Source organism: Companilactobacillus alimentarius DSM 20249, assembly GCF_002849895.1.
GTDB classification, from domain to species: Bacteria; Bacillota; Bacilli; order Lactobacillales; family Lactobacillaceae; genus Companilactobacillus; species Companilactobacillus alimentarius.
Map to the genome: position 1 here is coordinate 822,381 of NZ_CP018867.1, position 19,276 is coordinate 841,656.

At 35.9% G+C, this 19,276-nt stretch carries 17 protein-coding genes; 3 read left to right on the forward strand and 14 right to left on the reverse strand.

The window, feature by feature from the left end; all coding sequences use genetic code 11:
- Nucleotides 1-3: 3 nt before the first annotated feature.
- From smc to LA20249_RS04015, 7 genes are all read right to left on the reverse strand, one after another.
- Entirely contained in the window at nucleotides 4-3,546 is a 3,543-nt protein-coding gene (gene smc / locus LA20249_RS03985) for a chromosome segregation protein SMC (RefSeq protein ID WP_057740142.1), read from the reverse strand.
- Nucleotides 3,547-3,557: 11 nt separating this feature from the next.
- Nucleotides 3,558-4,247 (reverse strand): ribonuclease III, encoded by a 690-nt coding sequence (rnc, locus tag LA20249_RS03990; RefSeq protein ID WP_057740141.1) that lies wholly within the window; start codon nucleotides 4,245-4,247, stop codon nucleotides 3,558-3,560.
- Nucleotides 4,248-4,332: 85 nt separating this feature from the next.
- Nucleotides 4,333-4,575, reverse strand: coding sequence for an acyl carrier protein (gene acpP, locus LA20249_RS03995; RefSeq protein ID WP_057740139.1), 243 nt, complete (start codon nucleotides 4,573-4,575; stop codon nucleotides 4,333-4,335).
- 12 nt (nucleotides 4,576-4,587) lie between these two features.
- Entirely contained in the window at nucleotides 4,588-5,592 is a 1,005-nt protein-coding gene (gene plsX, locus LA20249_RS04000; protein WP_057740137.1) for a phosphate acyltransferase PlsX, read from the reverse strand.
- A gap of 12 nt (nucleotides 5,593-5,604) precedes the next feature.
- Entirely contained in the window at nucleotides 5,605-7,641 is a 2,037-nt protein-coding gene (recG, locus tag LA20249_RS04005; RefSeq protein WP_057740135.1) for an ATP-dependent DNA helicase RecG, read from the reverse strand.
- 72 nt (nucleotides 7,642-7,713) lie between these two features.
- Nucleotides 7,714-9,396, reverse strand: a complete 1,683-nt coding sequence (locus LA20249_RS04010; protein WP_101836867.1) for a DAK2 domain-containing protein — start codon at nucleotides 9,394-9,396, stop codon at nucleotides 7,714-7,716.
- 21 nt (nucleotides 9,397-9,417) lie between these two features.
- A complete protein-coding gene (locus LA20249_RS04015) occupies nucleotides 9,418-9,786 on the reverse strand; it encodes an Asp23/Gls24 family envelope stress response protein (protein WP_057740133.1) in 369 nt (122 codons plus the stop codon).
- Between the two features lie 195 nt (nucleotides 9,787-9,981).
- Here LA20249_RS04015 and rpmB point away from each other — a divergent pair, with 195 nt between their 5' ends.
- Nucleotides 9,982-10,167, forward strand: a complete 186-nt coding sequence (gene rpmB / locus LA20249_RS04020; RefSeq protein ID WP_010019437.1) for a 50S ribosomal protein L28 — start codon at nucleotides 9,982-9,984, stop codon at nucleotides 10,165-10,167.
- A 97-nt stretch (nucleotides 10,168-10,264) separates the two neighbouring features.
- Nucleotides 10,265-11,071 (forward strand): DUF1565 domain-containing protein, encoded by an 807-nt coding sequence (locus LA20249_RS04025; RefSeq protein ID WP_057740131.1) that lies wholly within the window; start codon nucleotides 10,265-10,267, stop codon nucleotides 11,069-11,071.
- A 3-nt stretch (nucleotides 11,072-11,074) separates the two neighbouring features.
- Here the strand turns inward: LA20249_RS04025 and LA20249_RS04030 are convergent, their stop codons facing one another.
- A complete protein-coding gene (locus LA20249_RS04030) occupies nucleotides 11,075-12,220 on the reverse strand; it encodes a trans-sulfuration enzyme family protein (RefSeq protein WP_057740130.1) in 1,146 nt (381 codons plus the stop codon).
- A gap of 131 nt (nucleotides 12,221-12,351) precedes the next feature.
- Between LA20249_RS04030 and LA20249_RS04035 the strand changes: the two genes are divergently transcribed.
- Nucleotides 12,352-12,858, forward strand: coding sequence for a type 1 glutamine amidotransferase domain-containing protein (locus tag LA20249_RS04035; RefSeq protein ID WP_057740128.1), 507 nt, complete (start codon nucleotides 12,352-12,354; stop codon nucleotides 12,856-12,858).
- A gap of 190 nt (nucleotides 12,859-13,048) precedes the next feature.
- Here the strand turns inward: LA20249_RS04035 and LA20249_RS04040 are convergent, their stop codons facing one another.
- From LA20249_RS04040 to LA20249_RS04065, 6 genes are all read right to left on the reverse strand, one after another.
- A complete protein-coding gene (locus LA20249_RS04040) occupies nucleotides 13,049-13,522 on the reverse strand; it encodes an S-ribosylhomocysteine lyase (protein WP_057740126.1) in 474 nt (157 codons plus the stop codon).
- 745 nt (nucleotides 13,523-14,267) lie between these two features.
- Complete coding sequence (locus LA20249_RS04045; protein WP_057740124.1) at nucleotides 14,268-14,927, reverse strand: thiamine diphosphokinase; 660 nt, start codon at nucleotides 14,925-14,927, stop codon at nucleotides 14,268-14,270.
- Nucleotides 14,924-15,595, reverse strand: a complete 672-nt coding sequence (gene rpe, locus LA20249_RS04050) for a ribulose-phosphate 3-epimerase (RefSeq protein ID WP_057740122.1) — start codon at nucleotides 15,593-15,595, stop codon at nucleotides 14,924-14,926. Before rpe ends, LA20249_RS04045 begins: the two co-directional genes overlap by 4 nt.
- A 13-nt stretch (nucleotides 15,596-15,608) precedes the next feature.
- On the reverse strand, nucleotides 15,609-16,499 hold the full coding sequence (rsgA, locus tag LA20249_RS04055; RefSeq protein ID WP_057740119.1) for a ribosome small subunit-dependent GTPase A: 891 nt from the start codon (nucleotides 16,497-16,499) through the stop codon (nucleotides 15,609-15,611).
- Between the two features lie 7 nt (nucleotides 16,500-16,506).
- Nucleotides 16,507-18,513, reverse strand: a complete 2,007-nt coding sequence (pknB, locus tag LA20249_RS04060; RefSeq protein WP_101836868.1) for a Stk1 family PASTA domain-containing Ser/Thr kinase — start codon at nucleotides 18,511-18,513, stop codon at nucleotides 16,507-16,509.
- Nucleotides 18,514-19,260, reverse strand: a complete 747-nt coding sequence (locus LA20249_RS04065; protein ID WP_057740384.1) for a Stp1/IreP family PP2C-type Ser/Thr phosphatase — start codon at nucleotides 19,258-19,260, stop codon at nucleotides 18,514-18,516.
- Nucleotides 19,261-19,276: the final 16 nt, after the last annotated feature.

Here is a 19,276-nt window from a genome sequence, read left to right on the forward strand (position 1 = left end):
TCCTTATCCTTTGACTTCGACAGATAGCATCCGAGATACACCGGATTCTTCCATGGTTACTCCGTAAAGACGATTTACATTCATCATCGTCCCTTTACGGTGGGTAATAACAATAAATTCTGTATTGTCATCATATTGATTCAAGTAATTAGCAAAGCGATATACATTTGCATCATCCAAAGAAGCTTCAACTTCATCCAAGATACAAAATGGAACTGGTTTAACTTTAATGATAGCAAATAATAAAGTTATTGCCGTCAAAGCTTTTTCCCCACCAGATAACAGACTTAAACGTTGGAATTTCTTCCCAGGTGGTTGAGCAATGATCTCAATTCCCGTTTCCAAAAGATCATCTGGTTGCGTCAAAACTAATTTGGCCCGTCCTCCAGCAAACATCTCTGGAAAAATAACTTCAAAAGCATTCGCCACGTCATCGAAAGTCTTCTTGAATCTAGTTGTGACTTCCTTATCCATTTCGGACATTGTTTCTAACAACTGTGCTCGAGCTTTCAAGAGATCATTTTGTTGTTGGGTTAAGAATTCATATCTATCCTTTACTTTATCATATTCAGCAATAGCAGACAGATTAACATCCCCTAATTCTTCAATTCCCATCTTAAGCAGACGTGCTTCTTTTTGTAATTCATCTTGATCATAATCGCCCTTATTTAATTCCAATAAGGAAGCCTCATAAGTCAATTGATACTCCTTAGATAACGTATCCAAGCGACTATTGATTTCATTAGACAGTTTAGTATCTTGGATGGCTAAACCTTCTTGTTGATCTGAAGCGCTCTTTTGCAAATCAAAATTGCGTTGCGCTTTGGCATTCAGATCAGTTGCTAAAGTCTGCTGCTGTTGTCTTTCACTCTTTAAGTCAGCAACCACTTTCTGTAAGTTATCAATTTCTTTTTTCAATTCAGCAATGTGTTTCTTAACTTCTGAGCTACTCATATTAAGCTTATCTTTTTCAGAATTCAAAGTTTTTAAATTAGTCTGAATGTTTTCTAATTGCTGAACAAGATTTACTTGTCTCTTTTGTAATTCATCATTTTGAGATTGTTCATTCTCATGGTTACTTCTTACAACCGCTAATTTTGTTTGTAAGGATTGCTCGTTTTCATTAATAGAACTCAATTCAGTATCAAAGTCGGCTAATAATTTTTCCTTTTGTTTAATGTCGGCTTGGACTTGGTCAATTTGTTTTCTAATATCATCAGACTTTTGCACTTGCTTTTGCAGATTATTCTTTAATTCAGCTTCCTCAGTTCGATTGTTCGTTAATCCATATTGAATGACTTCCAAATGTTCGTTAAAATGTTTTTCCTCATTCTGATGTGTCGACATCGAATTTTCTAGCTGATTTTTTTCTTGCGTAAAACTACTTAATTTTTCATCAGCTGTTTTCTTCTCCGCATTTAATGCGATCAACTCTTGACGTAAGTCTTGTACTGATTTTTGTTTCTGATCTAATAGTATTTCTCTTTTAGAAAGTTCCGTTGTTAAAGCCGTTAAATCTTCTTTTCTAGTCAAAATATTCGAATTAACTCGACGTTGTTGCCCACCAGTTAACGAACCACCAGCATTTACAACATTCCCATCCAGCGTTACAACACGATATTTTCGACCTACTGCAGCGGAAATTTTCGTTGCTACATCAATATTTTGGGCAACTAATAGATTTCCTAAAATATTCTTAACAATATTTTCGACTTTGGAATCATATTGAATCAAGTCACTAGCGACTCCAACAAAACCCGCGATTGCTTGGGCTTTGTTCAAATCATTAGTGTAAACATTACGGGGTTTAATAATATTTATAGGCAAGAACGTTGCCCGTCCACCACGACTTTGACGCAAAAAACCAATAGCTTTTTTAGCTGCCACTTCATTTTCCGTAACTATCGACTGTAATTGATTACTAACAACTGTTTCAATGGCCAATTGATAATCCTTGGGTACTGAAATCAATTCCGCAATAGCTCCAACTATTCCCGTAAGATTTTGATTATTTAAAACATTTTTAGCCCCTTCGAAGAAGCCAGCATGTTCCTCTTCCATGTTCTCCAGAACTTTTTTGCGCGCTTTTATTTCTTGAAGTCCTTCTAAGATATTTAAATAATTGCGATTCTCATTTTTACCTGTCTCAGTTACTTTTTCAATTGAAACACTAAGCTTTTCGTCATGTTCAATTAAGGATTTATTATTAGCTACTAAAGATTTAATTTGCTCTTGAATAGCTTGTCGTTTGCTTTGCGAATCCTGTAGACCTTCATTCACTGTCTGTAATTGATTGTTCTGATCCTCAATTAAAGCTTGAATTCGATCCAACTGTTTTTGTGAAAATTTCTGCTCATTATTGTTAGAAACTTGATCCTGCAATAGATTGACATATTTATCACGCAATTCATCAATATTATCTTGAATATCGGCCGGTGTTTTTTGTTTTAACTGTTGAAGATCTTTTAATTGCCGTTGATAATCAATAATTTGTTTTTGACAGTCAGCTAATTTTTTATTCGATATTTGCAATTTAGCTTCATTGTCATTTTTTTGTTGTTGAATACTTGTTAATTGATTTTTCAATGATTCCTGACTGGAAGAATTGAAACCACTTCGTTCGTCTGCAACAGCTACTTTACCGTTATAAACTTCTAAATTTCTGGTATCTTCAGTCAATTTACTTTGATGTTCATCAATTTTTTTAGTTAAAGATTGAATGGCATTATTATTATCTTCAACTTGCTTATTAGCAATTTTAACTTGTTGAGCGATATTTTGCGCACTCATCTTAACTTCACGCAATTCTTTATTAATTTGGTGCTTTTGCGATGATAACTTCTTAATTTCAATCGTTAAGATTTTTTGATAAATACTATCATATTTACTCTTTTGCTCCTGATAATCACGAGCAATACTGGCTTGTTCTTTCAAAGGCTCTACTTGCTTGGACAACTCTGAAACAATATCAGAAACTCGATGTAAGTTATCAGTTGTTTCTGAGAGTTTATTCTCAGCTTGTTGTTTCTTTTGTTTAAATAAAGAGACCCCAGCGGATTCCTCAATAATGCTACGTCTCTCTACAGGCTTACTGTTAAAGATTGCTTCAACTCGCCCCTGAGAAATAATCGAAAACGATTGTTTTCCCATCCCTGAATCCATAAATAATTCTGTAATATCACGCAAGCGACAAGGTTTTTTATTAATCAAAAACTCAGTATCGCCATTTCTAAAGAGACGTCGACAAATAGTGATATTATCTTGAGAAGCTTTTAACTCATGATTATGATTATCGAACTCTAAAATAACTTCTGCACGATTCATCTGTGGACGTGTCGCACTTCCGGCAAAAATCACATCGACCATCTTGTCACCACGCAAGCTTTTTGCTGATTGTTCTCCCATCACCCAACGAATGGCTTCAGTAATATTTGATTTTCCACTCCCATTGGGTCCGACGATACCCGTGATTCCACTAGTAAAGTCGATTTTTGTTTTATCAGCAAATGATTTAAACCCATTGATCGTTAATGATTTTAGTGGCATAAACTAAACTCCTATAATTCTTCTAATGCTCTCTTGGCAGCCATTTGTTCAGCGTGTTTCTTGCTGTAACCAAGACCCTTGGACAAAATCTTACCGTTAGCAATTAATTCAACTTTAAATTTTTTATCGTGATCTGGACCTTCTTCGTCGATTACTTTGTAATCAATTTCAACTTCGCCAGATTGTTGTAATTTTTCTTGTAAATGTGTTTTAAAATCAGTGTCTTCAGAGAATTCTCCGGAATCAATATGTGGATAAACAACTTTTTTCAAAAATTCATTAACCACATGATTACCTTGGTCAAGATATAATGCACCATTGAATGCTTCAAAAATATCCTCTAACAACGTATGTCTCTGACGAGCTCCTTGCTTTTCTTCGCCTTTACCAATTAAAAGATATTTTTCAATATTAATCTCTTTAGCAAAGCGAGCAAAACTATCAGTTCTAACGATATCTGATCTTAAACGTGTTAATTTTCCTTCGGGCAATTCTGGATATTTTTCAAAGAGATAACGAGAAATATTGATTTCCAAAACGGCATCTCCTAAAAACTCCAATCTTTCATAATCGCCAATTCCTAATTCTTTATGCTCATTGTCGAATGATGAATGAGTCATCGCTCTTTCAATAAGTTTCTTATCATTAAATTTAATTCCATATTTTTCATCTAAAAATTCTAAGAATTTCGGATCTAACATAATGAGTCCCCTCTCTAATAATTCTAATTATACTAAACTTTTAACTTAAATAATTATCTGGATAAAAAAATAAGACCGAGCGGCCTTATTTTTGATGTGAAGAAATATAATCGACTGCTTCATCAACAGTAGTGATCTTTTCTGCATCGTCATCTGGAATCTCTGAACCAAACGCATCTTCTAATTCAAGCACAAATTCAACTAGGTCAATTGAATCGGCGTCAAGATCCTTAGTGAATGATGTTTCTCTAGTAATTGTTGATGGTTCAACTTCAAATTTATCAGCAATCAATGAATTGATTTTGTCAAAAACTTCTTGTTTTGTCATGGAGTTTCTCCCTTATTTTTCTGAACTCATTTTCTCAAAGTATTTATTAGCTTTATTAATAGTATCGTTTTGTAGCATATCATTAATTTGCTTAACAGTATAATAGACTGTCTTCGCATCTGCTGCACCATGGGCTTTAATAACTGGCGACTTTAAGCCAAGTAAAACCGCCCCACCAGCTTGAGAAGTATCAAACATCTTCTTTAATCCCTTTAATGATGGCGAAACAACAGCTGCACCCATTTTAGTAAAAATACCATTATTTAGCAAGGCGTCCTTCAATTCACTCAATAGAATTGTTGCTGTACCCTCAGTTGCCTTCAAGGCTGCGTTGCCTGTAAATCCATCGGTAACGATAACATCTGCCACGCCAGCTAAAATATTATTAGATTCAACATTACCAATAAAATTGATTCCTTCAGTATTTTTAAGCAATTGATAAGCTTCTTTGTGTAAAGTGTCACCCTTGTCATATTCAGTACCATTATTCAATAACGCAATTCGGGGTTTATCAATTTTTTTGACATCGTGAGCATAAATCGATCCCATAATAGCCCATTGCTGTAAGTAGGCGGGCTTTGCTTCAGCATTAGCCCCTACATCTAGAACGTTTACTCCTAAAGAAGAGTTTGTTACTGGCAAAGTTGGCATCAATGCCGGACGATCAACTTGCTTAATACGACCAACAATGAATATACCAGCAGCCAGTAAAGCACCTGTATTACCTAAAGAAAATAATGCATCATTTTTGCCTTCCTTAACTGACTTAGCAGCCAGCACCATTGAAGCATTCTTCTTGGAACGAATTGCCTTCACCGGTTCATCTGTTCCTAAAATTTTCTCTTCTGTATGAACAATTGAGATTCGGGTAGTATCTTTAAGATAATCTTTAATCCGTGTTTCATCTCCATACAGGACAAACTCCAAATCATTCCACTCATCGCGAGCTTGTTCAATTCCCTTAACAATTACTTCTGGGGCATTGTCTCCACCCATTGCATCAACAGCTATTCTCATTTTATTTCCTCACTAATCAAAATTATTAAGCTGATCAAATTCATCTTTGATAAATGATCTTAAGACTTCCGTCTTCGAACTATTCATCAATTTCTTATCTTCAAATAAATTCTTAGCTTCTTCTTGGGCAACCTCTAATATATTAATATCGTTGATTGGATTACCAACTTTAAATTCTGGCAAACCTGATTGACGATTCCCCAATAGATCGCCCGCACCACGCATTTTTAAATCTTCTTCCGCCAAAACGAAACCATCATTGGTAGAAGTTAGTATTTTCATTCTTTCTAAAGCAGCTTCATTTTTAGGGTCGGCAATCAGAATACAATACGATTGTTTTTCCCCACGTCCAACACGACCACGAAGCTGATGTAACTGCGACAAGCCAAAACGATTAGCATCATAGATCACCATTACTGAGGCATTAGGGACATCAACTCCAACCTCAATAACCGTAGTCGATACTAAGACGTCAATCTCTTTGTTGCTGAAATCGTTCATCACGGATTCTTTTTGATCGTTAGGCATCTGACCATGCAATAAACCTATTTTATACTTCTGACCAAACAATTCCGTAAATTTATCATAAATTAATTCTGCATTTTTTAAATCAATTTTTTCAGATTCAGAAATAAGCGGTGTTACCACATAAACTTGTGCTCCGGTACTTAATTCTTTAGCCACGAATTGATACATTTGCTGAATTTTTTGACTTCTGATCCAATAAGTTTCAATCTTTTTTCGACCGGCCGGCAATTGATCAATTCGTGAAACGTCCATATCACCGTAAGTAGTTATCGCTAGAGTTCTCGGAATCGGCGTGGCTGTCATTGCTAAGACATCAGGGTTATTCCCCTTTTGTCGCATGGCTTTACGTTGATTTACCCCAAACCGATGTTGTTCATCAATTACGATCAATCCTAAGTCTTTGTAATCAACCCCTGCTTGAATCAGAGCATGCGTTCCCACGATGACATTAGTTTTACCATTAGCAATATCTTGCGTGATAAAATCATGTTCTTTTTTTGTTTGGGAGCCAGTTAACAAGGCTGTTCTAATTTTTAGCGGTGACAGTAACTTACTGATTTTATCAAAATGTTGCTGTGCTAGAATTTCAGTCGGCGCCATAATAGCAGCTTGATACCCTGCCGTCACTGAAGCAAGCATAGCAATCACTGAAACGATTGTCTTACCTGAACCAACATCCCCCTGCAAAAGGCGATTCATATGATGTTTTGATGACATATCGTCCAATATTTCTTTAACCACTCGATTTTGAGCTTTGGTCAATTGAAATGGCAATTCATTAACAAATTTATTAATAAATTCTTGATCATACTCTTCATTGATTCCTATATTTTTTTGACTATCTTCAAGTTTAATACTCTGTAAACCACATTGAAACAAGAAAAATTCTCTGAATTTAGCACTCCGACGTGCTTCGTCACTCTGGTCAGCCGTTTTGGGGAAGTGAATTCCCTCAACAATTTGCTCATCATTCAATAACTTATACTTTTCTCTTAAAAAATCAGGAATTACAGTTTCAATTTGCTGATGATATTTTTCAAAAGCTAACTTTATCAAATTAATTAGAGTTTTTTGATGGATATTTTTATTAACTGAATAAACTGAATCGATCGAATCATCACTATTGACATCAATAACCTTAATACCGGTTAATGAGCGACGATTCTCATTCCATTTACCATAAATAGCTACTTCACTGCCTGTTTCAAATTTATCCTTTAACCAGGGCTGATTAAAAAATGTCACCATCACGGATTCATTTTCGACCAGAATTCGAACATTCAAACGATTTTTCTTATACCCAAACCTAAAGACAACTGGATCACTGGCAACGACGCCCTTTAAAAGAATTTTTTCTTGATCAGTCGCATCGTTTAAAGACTTGGCTTCCATATCCTCATAGCGGAAAGGAAAATAAAACAACAAATCATAGACATTTTCTATTCCTAGCGATTTCAAAGACTCCAACCTTTTCGGTCCAACGCCTGGCAAGGTTGCTAACGATATTTTTCTAAGATCCATAAATTCTCCTTTCCTCAAATAAAATCAAAAGAGGCCTGACAAAACTAACGTTTCATCACTGCCTCCTTTTAACTATTCAACTGAAATCAAATATGGATAAACCGGTTGATCACCTTGATGTATCTCAGTTTCAAGATCTGAATATTTATTATCCAGATAATCGGAAATCTTTTGAGCATCATCAGTATTTCCATCTTGACCGACAAGAATCGTAATGACTTCACTATCTTCATCAATCATCTTATCAAGCATTCTTTCAGTACCAGCAATAATATCAGAATCATCGACCAAAATCTTACCGTCGACAATTCCCATATAATGACCCTTGCTGATCTTTAGACCGTCAATTTCAGTATCGCGGATAGCTTGAGTTATTTGACCACTCTTAACAGTATCTAAGGAGTCTTCCATGTTGTCTTTGTTTTCTTCCAAGTCTGATTCTGGATTAAAGGAAAGCATTGCTGTCATCCCTTGTGAGATAGTCTTGGTCTTAACAATCGCAACTGGAATATCTGCTAGATCGACTGCTTGCTTAGCTGCCATAACAATATTGCCATTATTTGGTAAAACTAAAGCTCGCTTAGCATTCGATTGATTGATTGCATTAACAATGTCATTAGTTGATGGATTCATCGTTTGACCACCATTGATAACATGTGTTACTCCTAAACTCTCAAACAATTTAGTCAAACCTGCACCAGAAGAAACGGCGATTACGGCATAGTCAATTTGTTTTTGTTTATTATTAGTTTCCTCTTGGAGAGGTTCATCCTCTTCAAGGATCGTTTCATGTTGTAAACGCATATTATCAATTTTGATTTTTGACAATGAACCATATTTACGTCCAGCTTCCCAAACTTTGTATGGATAATTCGTATGTACGTGAACCTTAACTACTTCATCATCCGCAACACAAATTAATGAATCACCAATTTTATCTAAATAATCACGTAATTTATTATTATCGAATTTTTCATCTGAAGTTGGATTTTTGCCCAATTCAACCATCATTTCAGTACAGTAGCCATTCTTAATTTCATCAGTATTGAAATGACCTTGAGCTGTTTGGTGATGAGTTGCATTGACCATTTCCGTCATATCACGCTCATCAGGCACATACTCTTCATCAACAGTAGTTTGACCACTTAAACCTTCTAAGAAACCTTCATAAATAAAGACCAAACCTTGACCACCGGAGTCAACGACGCCAACTTCTTTCAAAACTGGTAATAGTGACGGCGTCTTTTCAAGACCTTCTTTAGATCCTTCTACAACTGCTTGCATAATTTCGATCGTATCATTAGTACTCTCTACTTTCTTCATAGCAGCTTCAGCACCAAATCTAGCTACAGTTAAGATAGTTCCCTCAACCGGCTTCATAACGGCCTTGTAAGCTGTTTTAACACCATCATCGAACGCTTTAGCTAAGTCCATAGCCGTTAAAGTATCTTTAGCCTCAATACTTTTTGAGAAACCACGGAAGATCTGTGATGTAATAACACCAGAATTTCCACGTGCACCCATCAAAAGTCCCTTAGCAAGGGCTTTACCTAGTATCCCAACATTATTGCTTTCTGATTCATTAACTGCTTTAAAACCACTTTGTATTGTTAAACTCATATTAGTTCCAGTATCCCCATCAGGAACTGGAAAGACATTCAACGAGTTTACAAACTTAGCGTTTTTTTCAAGTCTATGTGATGCAACTCGCACCATATCTGAAAATTCTTTTTTGGTAATTAGTTCTTTGCTCAAAAGTTTTCCCTCCAACCAGCTTTATTCAATGTCATCTAGAACTTTTATTCCTTGAACATATACATTAACAGTGCCAGCTGGTGTTCCAAGCATTGTTTCTAGGTTATATTTTACTTTTTCTTTTAAATTCTTTGCTACTTCGGATATTTTAATACCATATCCCACGATTATGTAGACATCAACAGCTAGTTTACCATCTTCTTGCTGAATAACTACTCCTCTAGAAAAGTCTTCACGGTTCAGGATTGTGTTCATGCCATCACGCAATTGATTTTTGCTTGCCATACCTACAATTCCGTAGATATCAGAAGCAGCTCCACCAACGATTGTCGCAACAGTATTTGTTGAAACTTCAATTTCACCATGCTTTGTTTTTATTGTAACTGCCATTTCTGGATCCTCCTATTCTTTGGACCTAAGCTATCATAAACATTAAAATTTTATCATAGCAACATTTCGAATTAAAGAATTAAACTATATTAAACTCTATTATTACACAATTAGTCTATTGATTTCATTTGTTGATTATGGTAAATTAGTCAGGTGATATTTAAAGAAAACATGTAGCCAAAGGAGGTCGGTCCCATGGCAAAAGATATTATTACAGGCCGTAAAACAGTGTTCGGTAACAAACGTTCACACGCTCTTAACCAGTCAAAGCGTTCTTGGAAGCCAAACTTGCAAAAAGTTCGTATCATGGTTGATGGTAAGCCAAAACGTGTATGGGTTTCAGCTAGAGCATTGAAATCAGGAAAAGTTACTCGTGTATAATTATCACTTATTAATGTAAAAAGGACTAGCAATCAATATTGTTAGTCCTTTTTATTTTACACTTAACAAAAATTATTTTATTTCAGGAGGAATTTTAATGAAAATCACAATTGGCAATCAAAATAATAACGATGAACAACTCACCAAGGCTATTATTGACGCTAAAGATGGTGATGTAATTGAATTATTGCCTGGAACTTATTTTTCAAAAGACAATCCTTTTATTTGCACCATCGGTAGAAATATTACCCTTATTGGGAAATCAGCCCACAAAAATGACACCACAATATATGCCAGCTTTACCATTGGAGACCAAAATATTATTATTTTCAAAAATCTCAATATTAGTTACACTGCCAATGGCGAGAATACCTTGTCTGCTTATGATGGAGCTAAAGTTTACGGTAATAATATTACAATCAATCGCCAAACAAGCGACGACTGGGATACTATTTACGGACAAAATTCTTTCTTCTCTTTTAAAGATTCAGAAATCTTAACTGGTAGAAAAGTTAAAGCCATTGGCATATCACTTGAAAAGAGTAAATTGTTTGCCGACAATACTTCCATTCAGCTTTTGTTCCAAAAAAATTCTCAGACTCTTTTAAGGGATACTAAAATTTACCATAAAATCGAATTAAGACGACATTCTAGTCTATATTTTAAAGATTTAACAATTGATTCCAGTAAAGTCCGTGTCAAAAACGATCTAGCTGTTAAAACTTCATCCAATATTTCTGGACAAAATCTAACTTTTTTACGGAAAAACCCTCAAATCAGAATTTTGAACAGTCGTTTTAATGTAGATCAATTTCAACCAAAACCCGAAATAATCCACTTCAAATTTGATCAAGATTCTCAAATTCAGGCTGATGGTAAATTACCAACCAATCATCAAACCTAAGAATTAGTTCAATTTATCCAAGCTCTGTGCTAAATCAGCAATCAGATCTTTTGGATCTTCAATTCCAACTGACAATCGTACTAATTGGTGCGTAATACCAGCCTTTAATTGCTCCTCAGTCGATAATTCGGCATGTGTCATCTTATATGGCAATTCAATTAAACTTTCCACAGCGCCCAAACTAACGGCTAATTGAATCAAATTAGTTCCTTCAACAAATTTTGTTGAATCCAATCCTTCTTTCAATTCAAACGAAACAATGCCACCAAAACCATCTGCTTCATCTTTAGCAATCTCGAAATCTTTACTACCCTTAATTCCTGGATAATAAATCTTAGCGATTTCTGGACGTTTCTGTAAGAATTCCACAATTTCTTTAGCATTGCTCAAATGACGATCCATTCTCACCGCTAAAGTCTGAATCCCACGACGAACCAAATTGGAATCTTCTGGTGACAAAGTTGAGCCAATGCTATTTTGATTGAAATAAATTCTTTCAGCCAATTCTTTGTTCTTAGCCACCGCTATTCCCGCAATCACATCAGAATGACCACTGAGATACTTTGTGGCTGAATGAACCACAATGTCACCTCCTAAATCGAGGGGACGTTGTAAATATGGCGATAAAAAGGTATTGTCAACGATTGTTAAAAGATGATGCTTCTGTGCTACTTTAGAAATTGCTTTCACACTAGTGACATGTAACAAAGGATTAGTAAAACTTTCAAAGTATATTGCCTTAGTATTTGACCTAATTGCTTCTTCAACCGCAGTTGGATCTTGAGTATCGACAGCTGTGAACTCTATTTTCCATCGCTTGAAGAATTGATTGATGATCCTAAAAGTTCCACCATAGATTTCTTTTCCAATTATCAGATGATCTCCCGGTTTAAAGATAGCCAAAACTGCGTGAATGGCAGCTGATCCAGAGGAAAAAGCGAATCCTTTATAACCGTCTTCTAACATTGCCATTTGTTCCTCAAGATAATTTCTGGTTGGATTTCCCGAACGGGCATAATCATACAAAACATTAGCATCAACTGATGGATAAATATAAGTTGACGAATTATAAATTGGGACATTGACGGCTCCTGTATTGTTATCATTTTGCGGTTTGCCATGAACCAACTTTGTATCAAACTCTGACATTATTGTCCTCCAATTTTTCAATTTTATTATCAATCATTATAATTACAAATATAATTATAATTAAAATATTTGACGTACCCCCAGTGTAAACTAGTAGACTATTAGGTAACAACAAATAAGGAGAGAAACTAATGAGTAAAATTATTGCAGTAATGGCAAACAGTGTTGAAGATATTGAATATAGTTTCCCAGCCCAAGCACTTAAGGACGCCGGACATTCAGTTACTTTAGTCGGTGCACAAGCCAACGAAAAATTAACTGGTAAACATGGCACTGAATTTACAACTGACAAAGGTATTGATGACATCAACTTTGATGATTACGATGCATTATTGATACCCGGTGGCTTCTCACCTGATAATCTACGTAGTGATGACCGTTTTGTTAAATTAGCTAAAAAGTTCTTGCTAACCGACAAACCAGTCTTCTCAATCTGTCACGGTCCACAACTATTGATTCAAACTGGATTAGTTAAGGGTAGAACTTTAACTTCGTACGAGACAGTTCAAACTGACCTTTATTATGCTGGTGGTATTGTTAAGGATGAGCCAGTCGTAATTGATCGTCATTTAATCACAAGTCGTACGCCTGATGATTTAGAGGCCTTCAACGAGGCTATTGTTAACGAATTAGCTTAGCCTTTAGAATAATTAATATTAAGAATTAGGGATATAACCATCTATTAGCTAAATTTGCAGTATAAACGCGGAATATAACATAGCCTTTCCGCCTAAATAAATGGACCAAGGTAATCATATATTTTGATTACCTTGGTCCATTTGTTTTAATGTTCAAAAAATGACCACGCTATGTCCCGTTTCTTATCAACTAAATCACATGGCGTTCAAAAGGATCGTCAGAAATTCCATCTTCAAGAATTTGCTTTGACCACTCTTTAGCTGAGAACAATGAGTGATCACGATAATTACCACAGCTATACTTATCTGTTCCTTGAACATCTTTCCATTCAATATCATTAGCAATAGCATCAAGTGAACTCTTTAAGGCCTCTGCCACCTCGGTTGTTGAATGCTCACCCCAAGTAATCAAATGAAAACCAGTTCGGCATCCAAATGGTGAACAGTCAATCACGCCATCCAATCTGTCTCGTAATAACCCAGCTAAGAGATGTTCGATTGTATGCAATCCAGCAGTAGGAATTGCATTTTCATTTGGTTGAACTAGACGCAAATCAAAATTAGAAATTGTGTCTCCTTTTGCTCCGTGTTCTACCGTAATCAATCTAACGTAAGGTGCCTTTACCTTTGTGTGATCTAATGTGAAGCTTTCTACTTTTGCCATAATTAATATTTCTCCTTAAATTTTATTTGTTTAAATTATTTTCTTACTTGTTTTGTCGTGGTATAACTTGACTATTTTGGTTCTTCTCCTCATTTTATCCTCAAATTTTAATTCTTAAATCATCTCCTTGTTTGATTCGCTTATTTAATTTATTTGTTAGGGTCTGGTTGTTGTCTTCTAACAAAAGCAAGGAAATTGATTGTATAAGAGCATGGTATACGGACGTCAATTAGACGTCCCCATAACGCTCTCTAATTTGTGGCTCCGCCACAAAAGCAAAGGTATACGGACGTCTTCGACGTCCCCATAACGCTCTCTAATTGTGGCTCCGCCACAAAAGAGAGCGTAAAAAAAATCGTCCCTACACTGCAGACTAACTCTCCAATGTAGGGACGATTACCGTGGTACCACCCTAATTCATACTTTGTTTACACAAAATACCTCAACGACACTAACATGTCCGGGATGATATCGCATCCTTGCGTACCTTGGCTTTCACCGTGGTAAGACTCCAAGCTCATCTTCAACCAACGTTTGTTCCGTCTTTTCACTAAACAACGGTCACTTTTCAAACTAATAATTGATTTACTCTTCTCTTCAACGTCTAATAAAATTAAATAAGTTTTAATTGTTTGATTGGTGATTAATTTACACTTCTTAATTATTATTGTCAATCTTTTTTGAAATATTATTCTGTGCAAAAAAACTACTTCAATTCAATTTTGAAGTAGTTTTTTTTATGTTATTAATTTTTATCTTTACTTTGAATTACTGCAACGATTCCACTCTGAAAGCTGAAATCAATTGTCTCACTCAGAAATTCATTACTGGCCCAACTTACTGGGTGTCCTGCACTAAAATCGTCTAATTTATACTTAGCATCATAAATATTTAAATGGGTCACGGGTCCAAGATTTACGAAGGCAATGTATTTCATACTATTTTCATGATAAACCGTATAACGTCCCGGTCTAAAGAAGCGAATAGTATTGGTTCCCGACTTATAATACAGTTTATCGTAAAAATCTAAAAATCTCGGATCGAATGGTAAAAACAAATTGATCAGAAAATGATCGATTCGACCTCCGGTAGCCCCGTAAACGTAATACTCCTGAGCATTGAATTTTTCTCTTGCAGCTAAGAGACATAATTCTGAATCGGAATCATCTTTTTCAGGCGGAAATTTTTTAAAATCAGGTACGTTTTCTCTTAAAAGCTTCTGCTCTTTTTTACTGATAGAATCAAAGTCTCCAATAGCAATCTCTGGAATTATGCCATTTTCTAGCAAATAGAGTCCACCACGATCAGCTCCGACCCAAGGTCCGGGTATTGCTTTGATACTTTGACTCAATTCATCAGGATATTCAGTTTTGGGACCACCTAAAAGAATATTTACACGTCTCATTGTTTTGCATTCACAGCCAAAGATCTAAGATTATCTACACGTTCTGTAATATCATTTTGACCGAATAAATATGAACCAGCTACAAAAATATCAGCTCCTGCATGGGCACATTTTGCAATTGTCTCGTTATTTACTCCACCATCAACTTCAATTTCAAAATCATCGTCAGCTGCTGTTTGACGCAATTGATCAAGACGTTGAATTTTTTTAGTCATATTAGTAATAAATTTTTGACCACCAAAGCCAGGATTTACAGTCATAACTAGAATCTGATCAATCACTGGGAATAATTCCTTAACCGTTTCCAAAGGCGTTCCCGGATTAACTACTACTCCAGCTTTAACGCCTAAACTCTTGATCAAATCAATTGAACGATAAATATGTTGCGTACTCTCGGCATGGACTAGAATCGTATCGGCTCCAGCATCAACTATTGGTTTGATGTAAGCATCAGGATTTTCAATCATCAAATGAACATCAAGTGGTTTGTCCGTAACTTGGCGCATCCCTGCTACTACGCTAGGACTAAAGGACATATTGGGTACAAAGTGACCATCCATAATATCAATATGGAACAAATCTGCCCCTGCTTGCTCGGCTAATTTAACATCACGTTCAAGGTTCATAATATCTGCAGACAAAATTGAAGGTGCAATTTTTACTGTCATTTAAATCAACTCCTCAATATCTTTTTTTGTATGAATTAATTTCATTCAAAAAGTAAAGATAATTGTCATAGCGACTTTGCATTATCTTACCTTCTGACAAAGCTTTTTTAACTTCACATCCCGGTTCATTGACGTGACGACAACCTCTAAATTGACAACCATCACGATAATCTAAGAATTCTGGAAACAAGGTCGGCAATTCTTCTGGTGTTATCTCCATCAAATCAATCGAAGAAAATCCTGGCGTATCGGCAACTAAACCCTCACAAATGTTAAATAGAGAAACTTGTCTAGTCGTATGTTTACCACGATTTAAAGTCTGGGAAATAGCTGCTGTCGCCAATCCTAACTCCGTGTCAATATGATTCAACAACGTAGACTTACCCGCACCAGATTGTCCCGTAAAGACTGTTACTTTATCAGCAAAAGTGGCTTTTAATTTGTCCAATTGCTGTGAATTATAGCTATCTTGGTCGTCAAAAACTAAATATCCAGCCTGATGATAACCAAGTAAGTCTTGTTTGAGTTCAACATATTTATCATCTGATAACAAGTCCGCTTTTGTCAAAAAAATCACTGGTTCGATTCGATTATGTTCAATATTGACCAAAATCTTATCTAACAAATTGCTAGAAAAGTTTGGTTCAGCTGCCGAAGTTACAACGATTGCCTGATCGACGTTAGCAATCGGTGGACGCACAAGACTATTTTCTCGTGGCAAGATCTCTAGTATGTAACCCAAATCTCCTGTAGCGTCAAATGAGACTTTATCGCCCACTAAAGGTTTGATTTTACGCTTCCGAAAATTACCTCGTGCCCGAGTCCTGACTATTTCTTCACTTTCATTATCAAAAACGTCATAAAAACCACTGATTGATTTTATGATTCGTCCTGTTTTTTCCATAAATCACCTATTTGACTGAACCACCAAGAACAGTTTTATTATCTCGTTCAACTACATATGATCCAGTTTGTCCATCTTTCAAATTAAAACTCAATGTTACTGGTGTATCTTGCGTAATGGTCATTGTTCTATAAGCGGTTGTTATATTGTGTGCAGCATCTGAAATGTAAATTGTGACACTATTATTCCCATTAGTATCATAAGGAATCGTAATATCTTTTGTGACGGTACTAGTCGATGATGAACTATCGCTATCATCAGTACTATCGCTATCATCAGTACTATCGCTATCATCTTTACTATCACTATCATTGTCATCATCTTTATCGCTAGTAGTAGACTTATCAGGCTCTTTACCCTTCGACATGACAACACTCAACGTACCGCCTTGACTTATTGTACTATTAGCGGCTGGATTTTGACTAATCAAAAGTCCAGAATCCACATCATCCGAATACTCATATGACACATCCAAGGTCAAATCGGCTTCACTAGCATAATCTTGAATGCTCTTAAGATTATATCCATTTAAATCCCGTACTTTAACCATCTTAGGTTTGACTGTCTTGACCTTAGCAATTGTCAGTGTCAAGGATTTATCTTTAGTGACTACTTTTTTGCCCTTAGGAATGCTCTGCTTCAAAATAGTTCCAGCTTCATATTCATTCGTAGCTTTATATTTAACTTTGACCTTAAAGCCACGCTTCTTCAAATTATCGGAAATATCCTCATACTGTTTGCCAACTAATTTTGGCATTTTATAATAAGTTGCTCCAAGGCTAACAACTAGATTCACTTGAGCACCATTTTTTAATTTTAACCCTTTTGCTGGGATTGATTTGATCACATGTCCTGCTTCAACATCATCATCGTTTTCTTTTGACAAATCACCGACTTGAAGGTTAGAACTTTTTAACATTACTGAAGCTTGTTTCATTGTTAAATTATATAAGTCTGGAACGGTCGTCTCTTGATTGCTCTTGATTATCATTGCTACTACAAACAAAATCAAGACTAATGGTACCAAGGAAATCAAAATAATAATTCGCTTCTTACGACTGATCTTTTTAGGCGTATGTTTTGGAACTGCAGCATCATCATCGGTACTATCCAGCGGTTCCATCACACGTGTTTCTTCTAAATTATTGATTGGGGTCGGTATGAATTTAGGTTCATCAGCTCGTTTAGGCATCAGACAAGTGCTGAGATCATTGCACATTTCTTTAACAGATTGATAACGCTGATCTGGATCCTTCGCTGTGGCCTTTAAAACTGCGTTCTCCAAAGGTTGAGGAATGTTTGGATCTATCTTACGCAAATCTGGCATTTCTTCCTTAGAATGCTTCAAAGCGACAGTAACCGCTGTATCTCCTGTAAATGGAACATGCTTAGTTATCAATTCAAATAAAATTATTCCTAAAGCATAAATATCGGACAAAACAGTTGCTGAGCGTCCTTTGATTTGTTCTGGCGACATGTAGTGAACCGATCCTAACAAGGAATTGGTTCTCGTGATCGAACGTTCACTCAATGCTAAAGCAATTCCAAAATCAGAAACTTTAACTTGAATTGGATCTTTAGCTTCATCAACCAAGATATTTTCTGGTTTCAAATCACGATGAATAATTCCGTGTTCATGCGCATCAGAAACAGCCATACAGATTTGTATCATAATATCGACAACTTCATGATAGGGGATCGGATAGTGATTCCTAATATACTTCTTCAAATTCGGGCCATCAACATATTCAATTACAATGTATTGCATACCACTATCATTTCCAACATCCAAAACATTAACGATATTAGGATTGGAGAGACCACTAGTTGCTTTAGCTTCACGAGCAAACCTTCTTTTGACTGATTCATCATCTTGAAGGTCATATCTTAAAGCTTTGACTGCAACTTTACGATTTAATAAAGTGTCGTTGGCTAAATAGACATTCGCCATACCACCTTCACCAAGCGTACCTAGAATCTCATAACGACCGCCTACTAGGTAACCCTTCTCCATTTAATGCTTACCTCCGTCTTCATTTGTAGAAAAAAGTAGGGCGGTAATATTATCTCTTCCTCCGGCAGCATTAGCTTTATCAATCAAAATATGGCACTTAGCTTCAAGCGTGATATCCTTTGCCAAAATATCCTTGATCTCATTTTCAGGAACCATATTAGTCAAACCGTCGGTGCACAATAAAATAATTGAGTCATCGATTAAATCAAAATTCTTTACGCGTGGTTGGACCGTCTGTGACACTCCTAAAGTCTGCGTGATGATATTTTTTTGCGGATGATTCTCAGCTTCTTCTGGACTTATTTGACCAGTTTCTAAGAGTTCATGAACCAATGAATGATCGACACTCAACTGTTTCAATTCATTATTCGTATAAATATAACATCTAGAATCACCGACATTTACGACCATCATCTTCTCATCAATGAAGAAAACTCCGACCATCGTTGTTCCCATACCGCTTAAATCATCAAATTGATTTGAGACTGAAACGATTCGGTCATTTTCCTTACTCAATTCACTAATGATCCATTCACGCAACTCTGTAATGTTATTGACTTCTGATTCTTCAAAATTGTGTCCCAAATGGGAAACTGCCATATCAGAGGCAACATCCCCACCACGATGGCCGCCCATTCCATCGGCTACGATTCCGAACACAATACCTTTTTTGTTTTTAAAAACATTGACGTAATCTTGATTATTTTCTCTGAGTTTTCCAACATCAGTTAATAACGCATACTTCATTAGTCTCAACCTTACC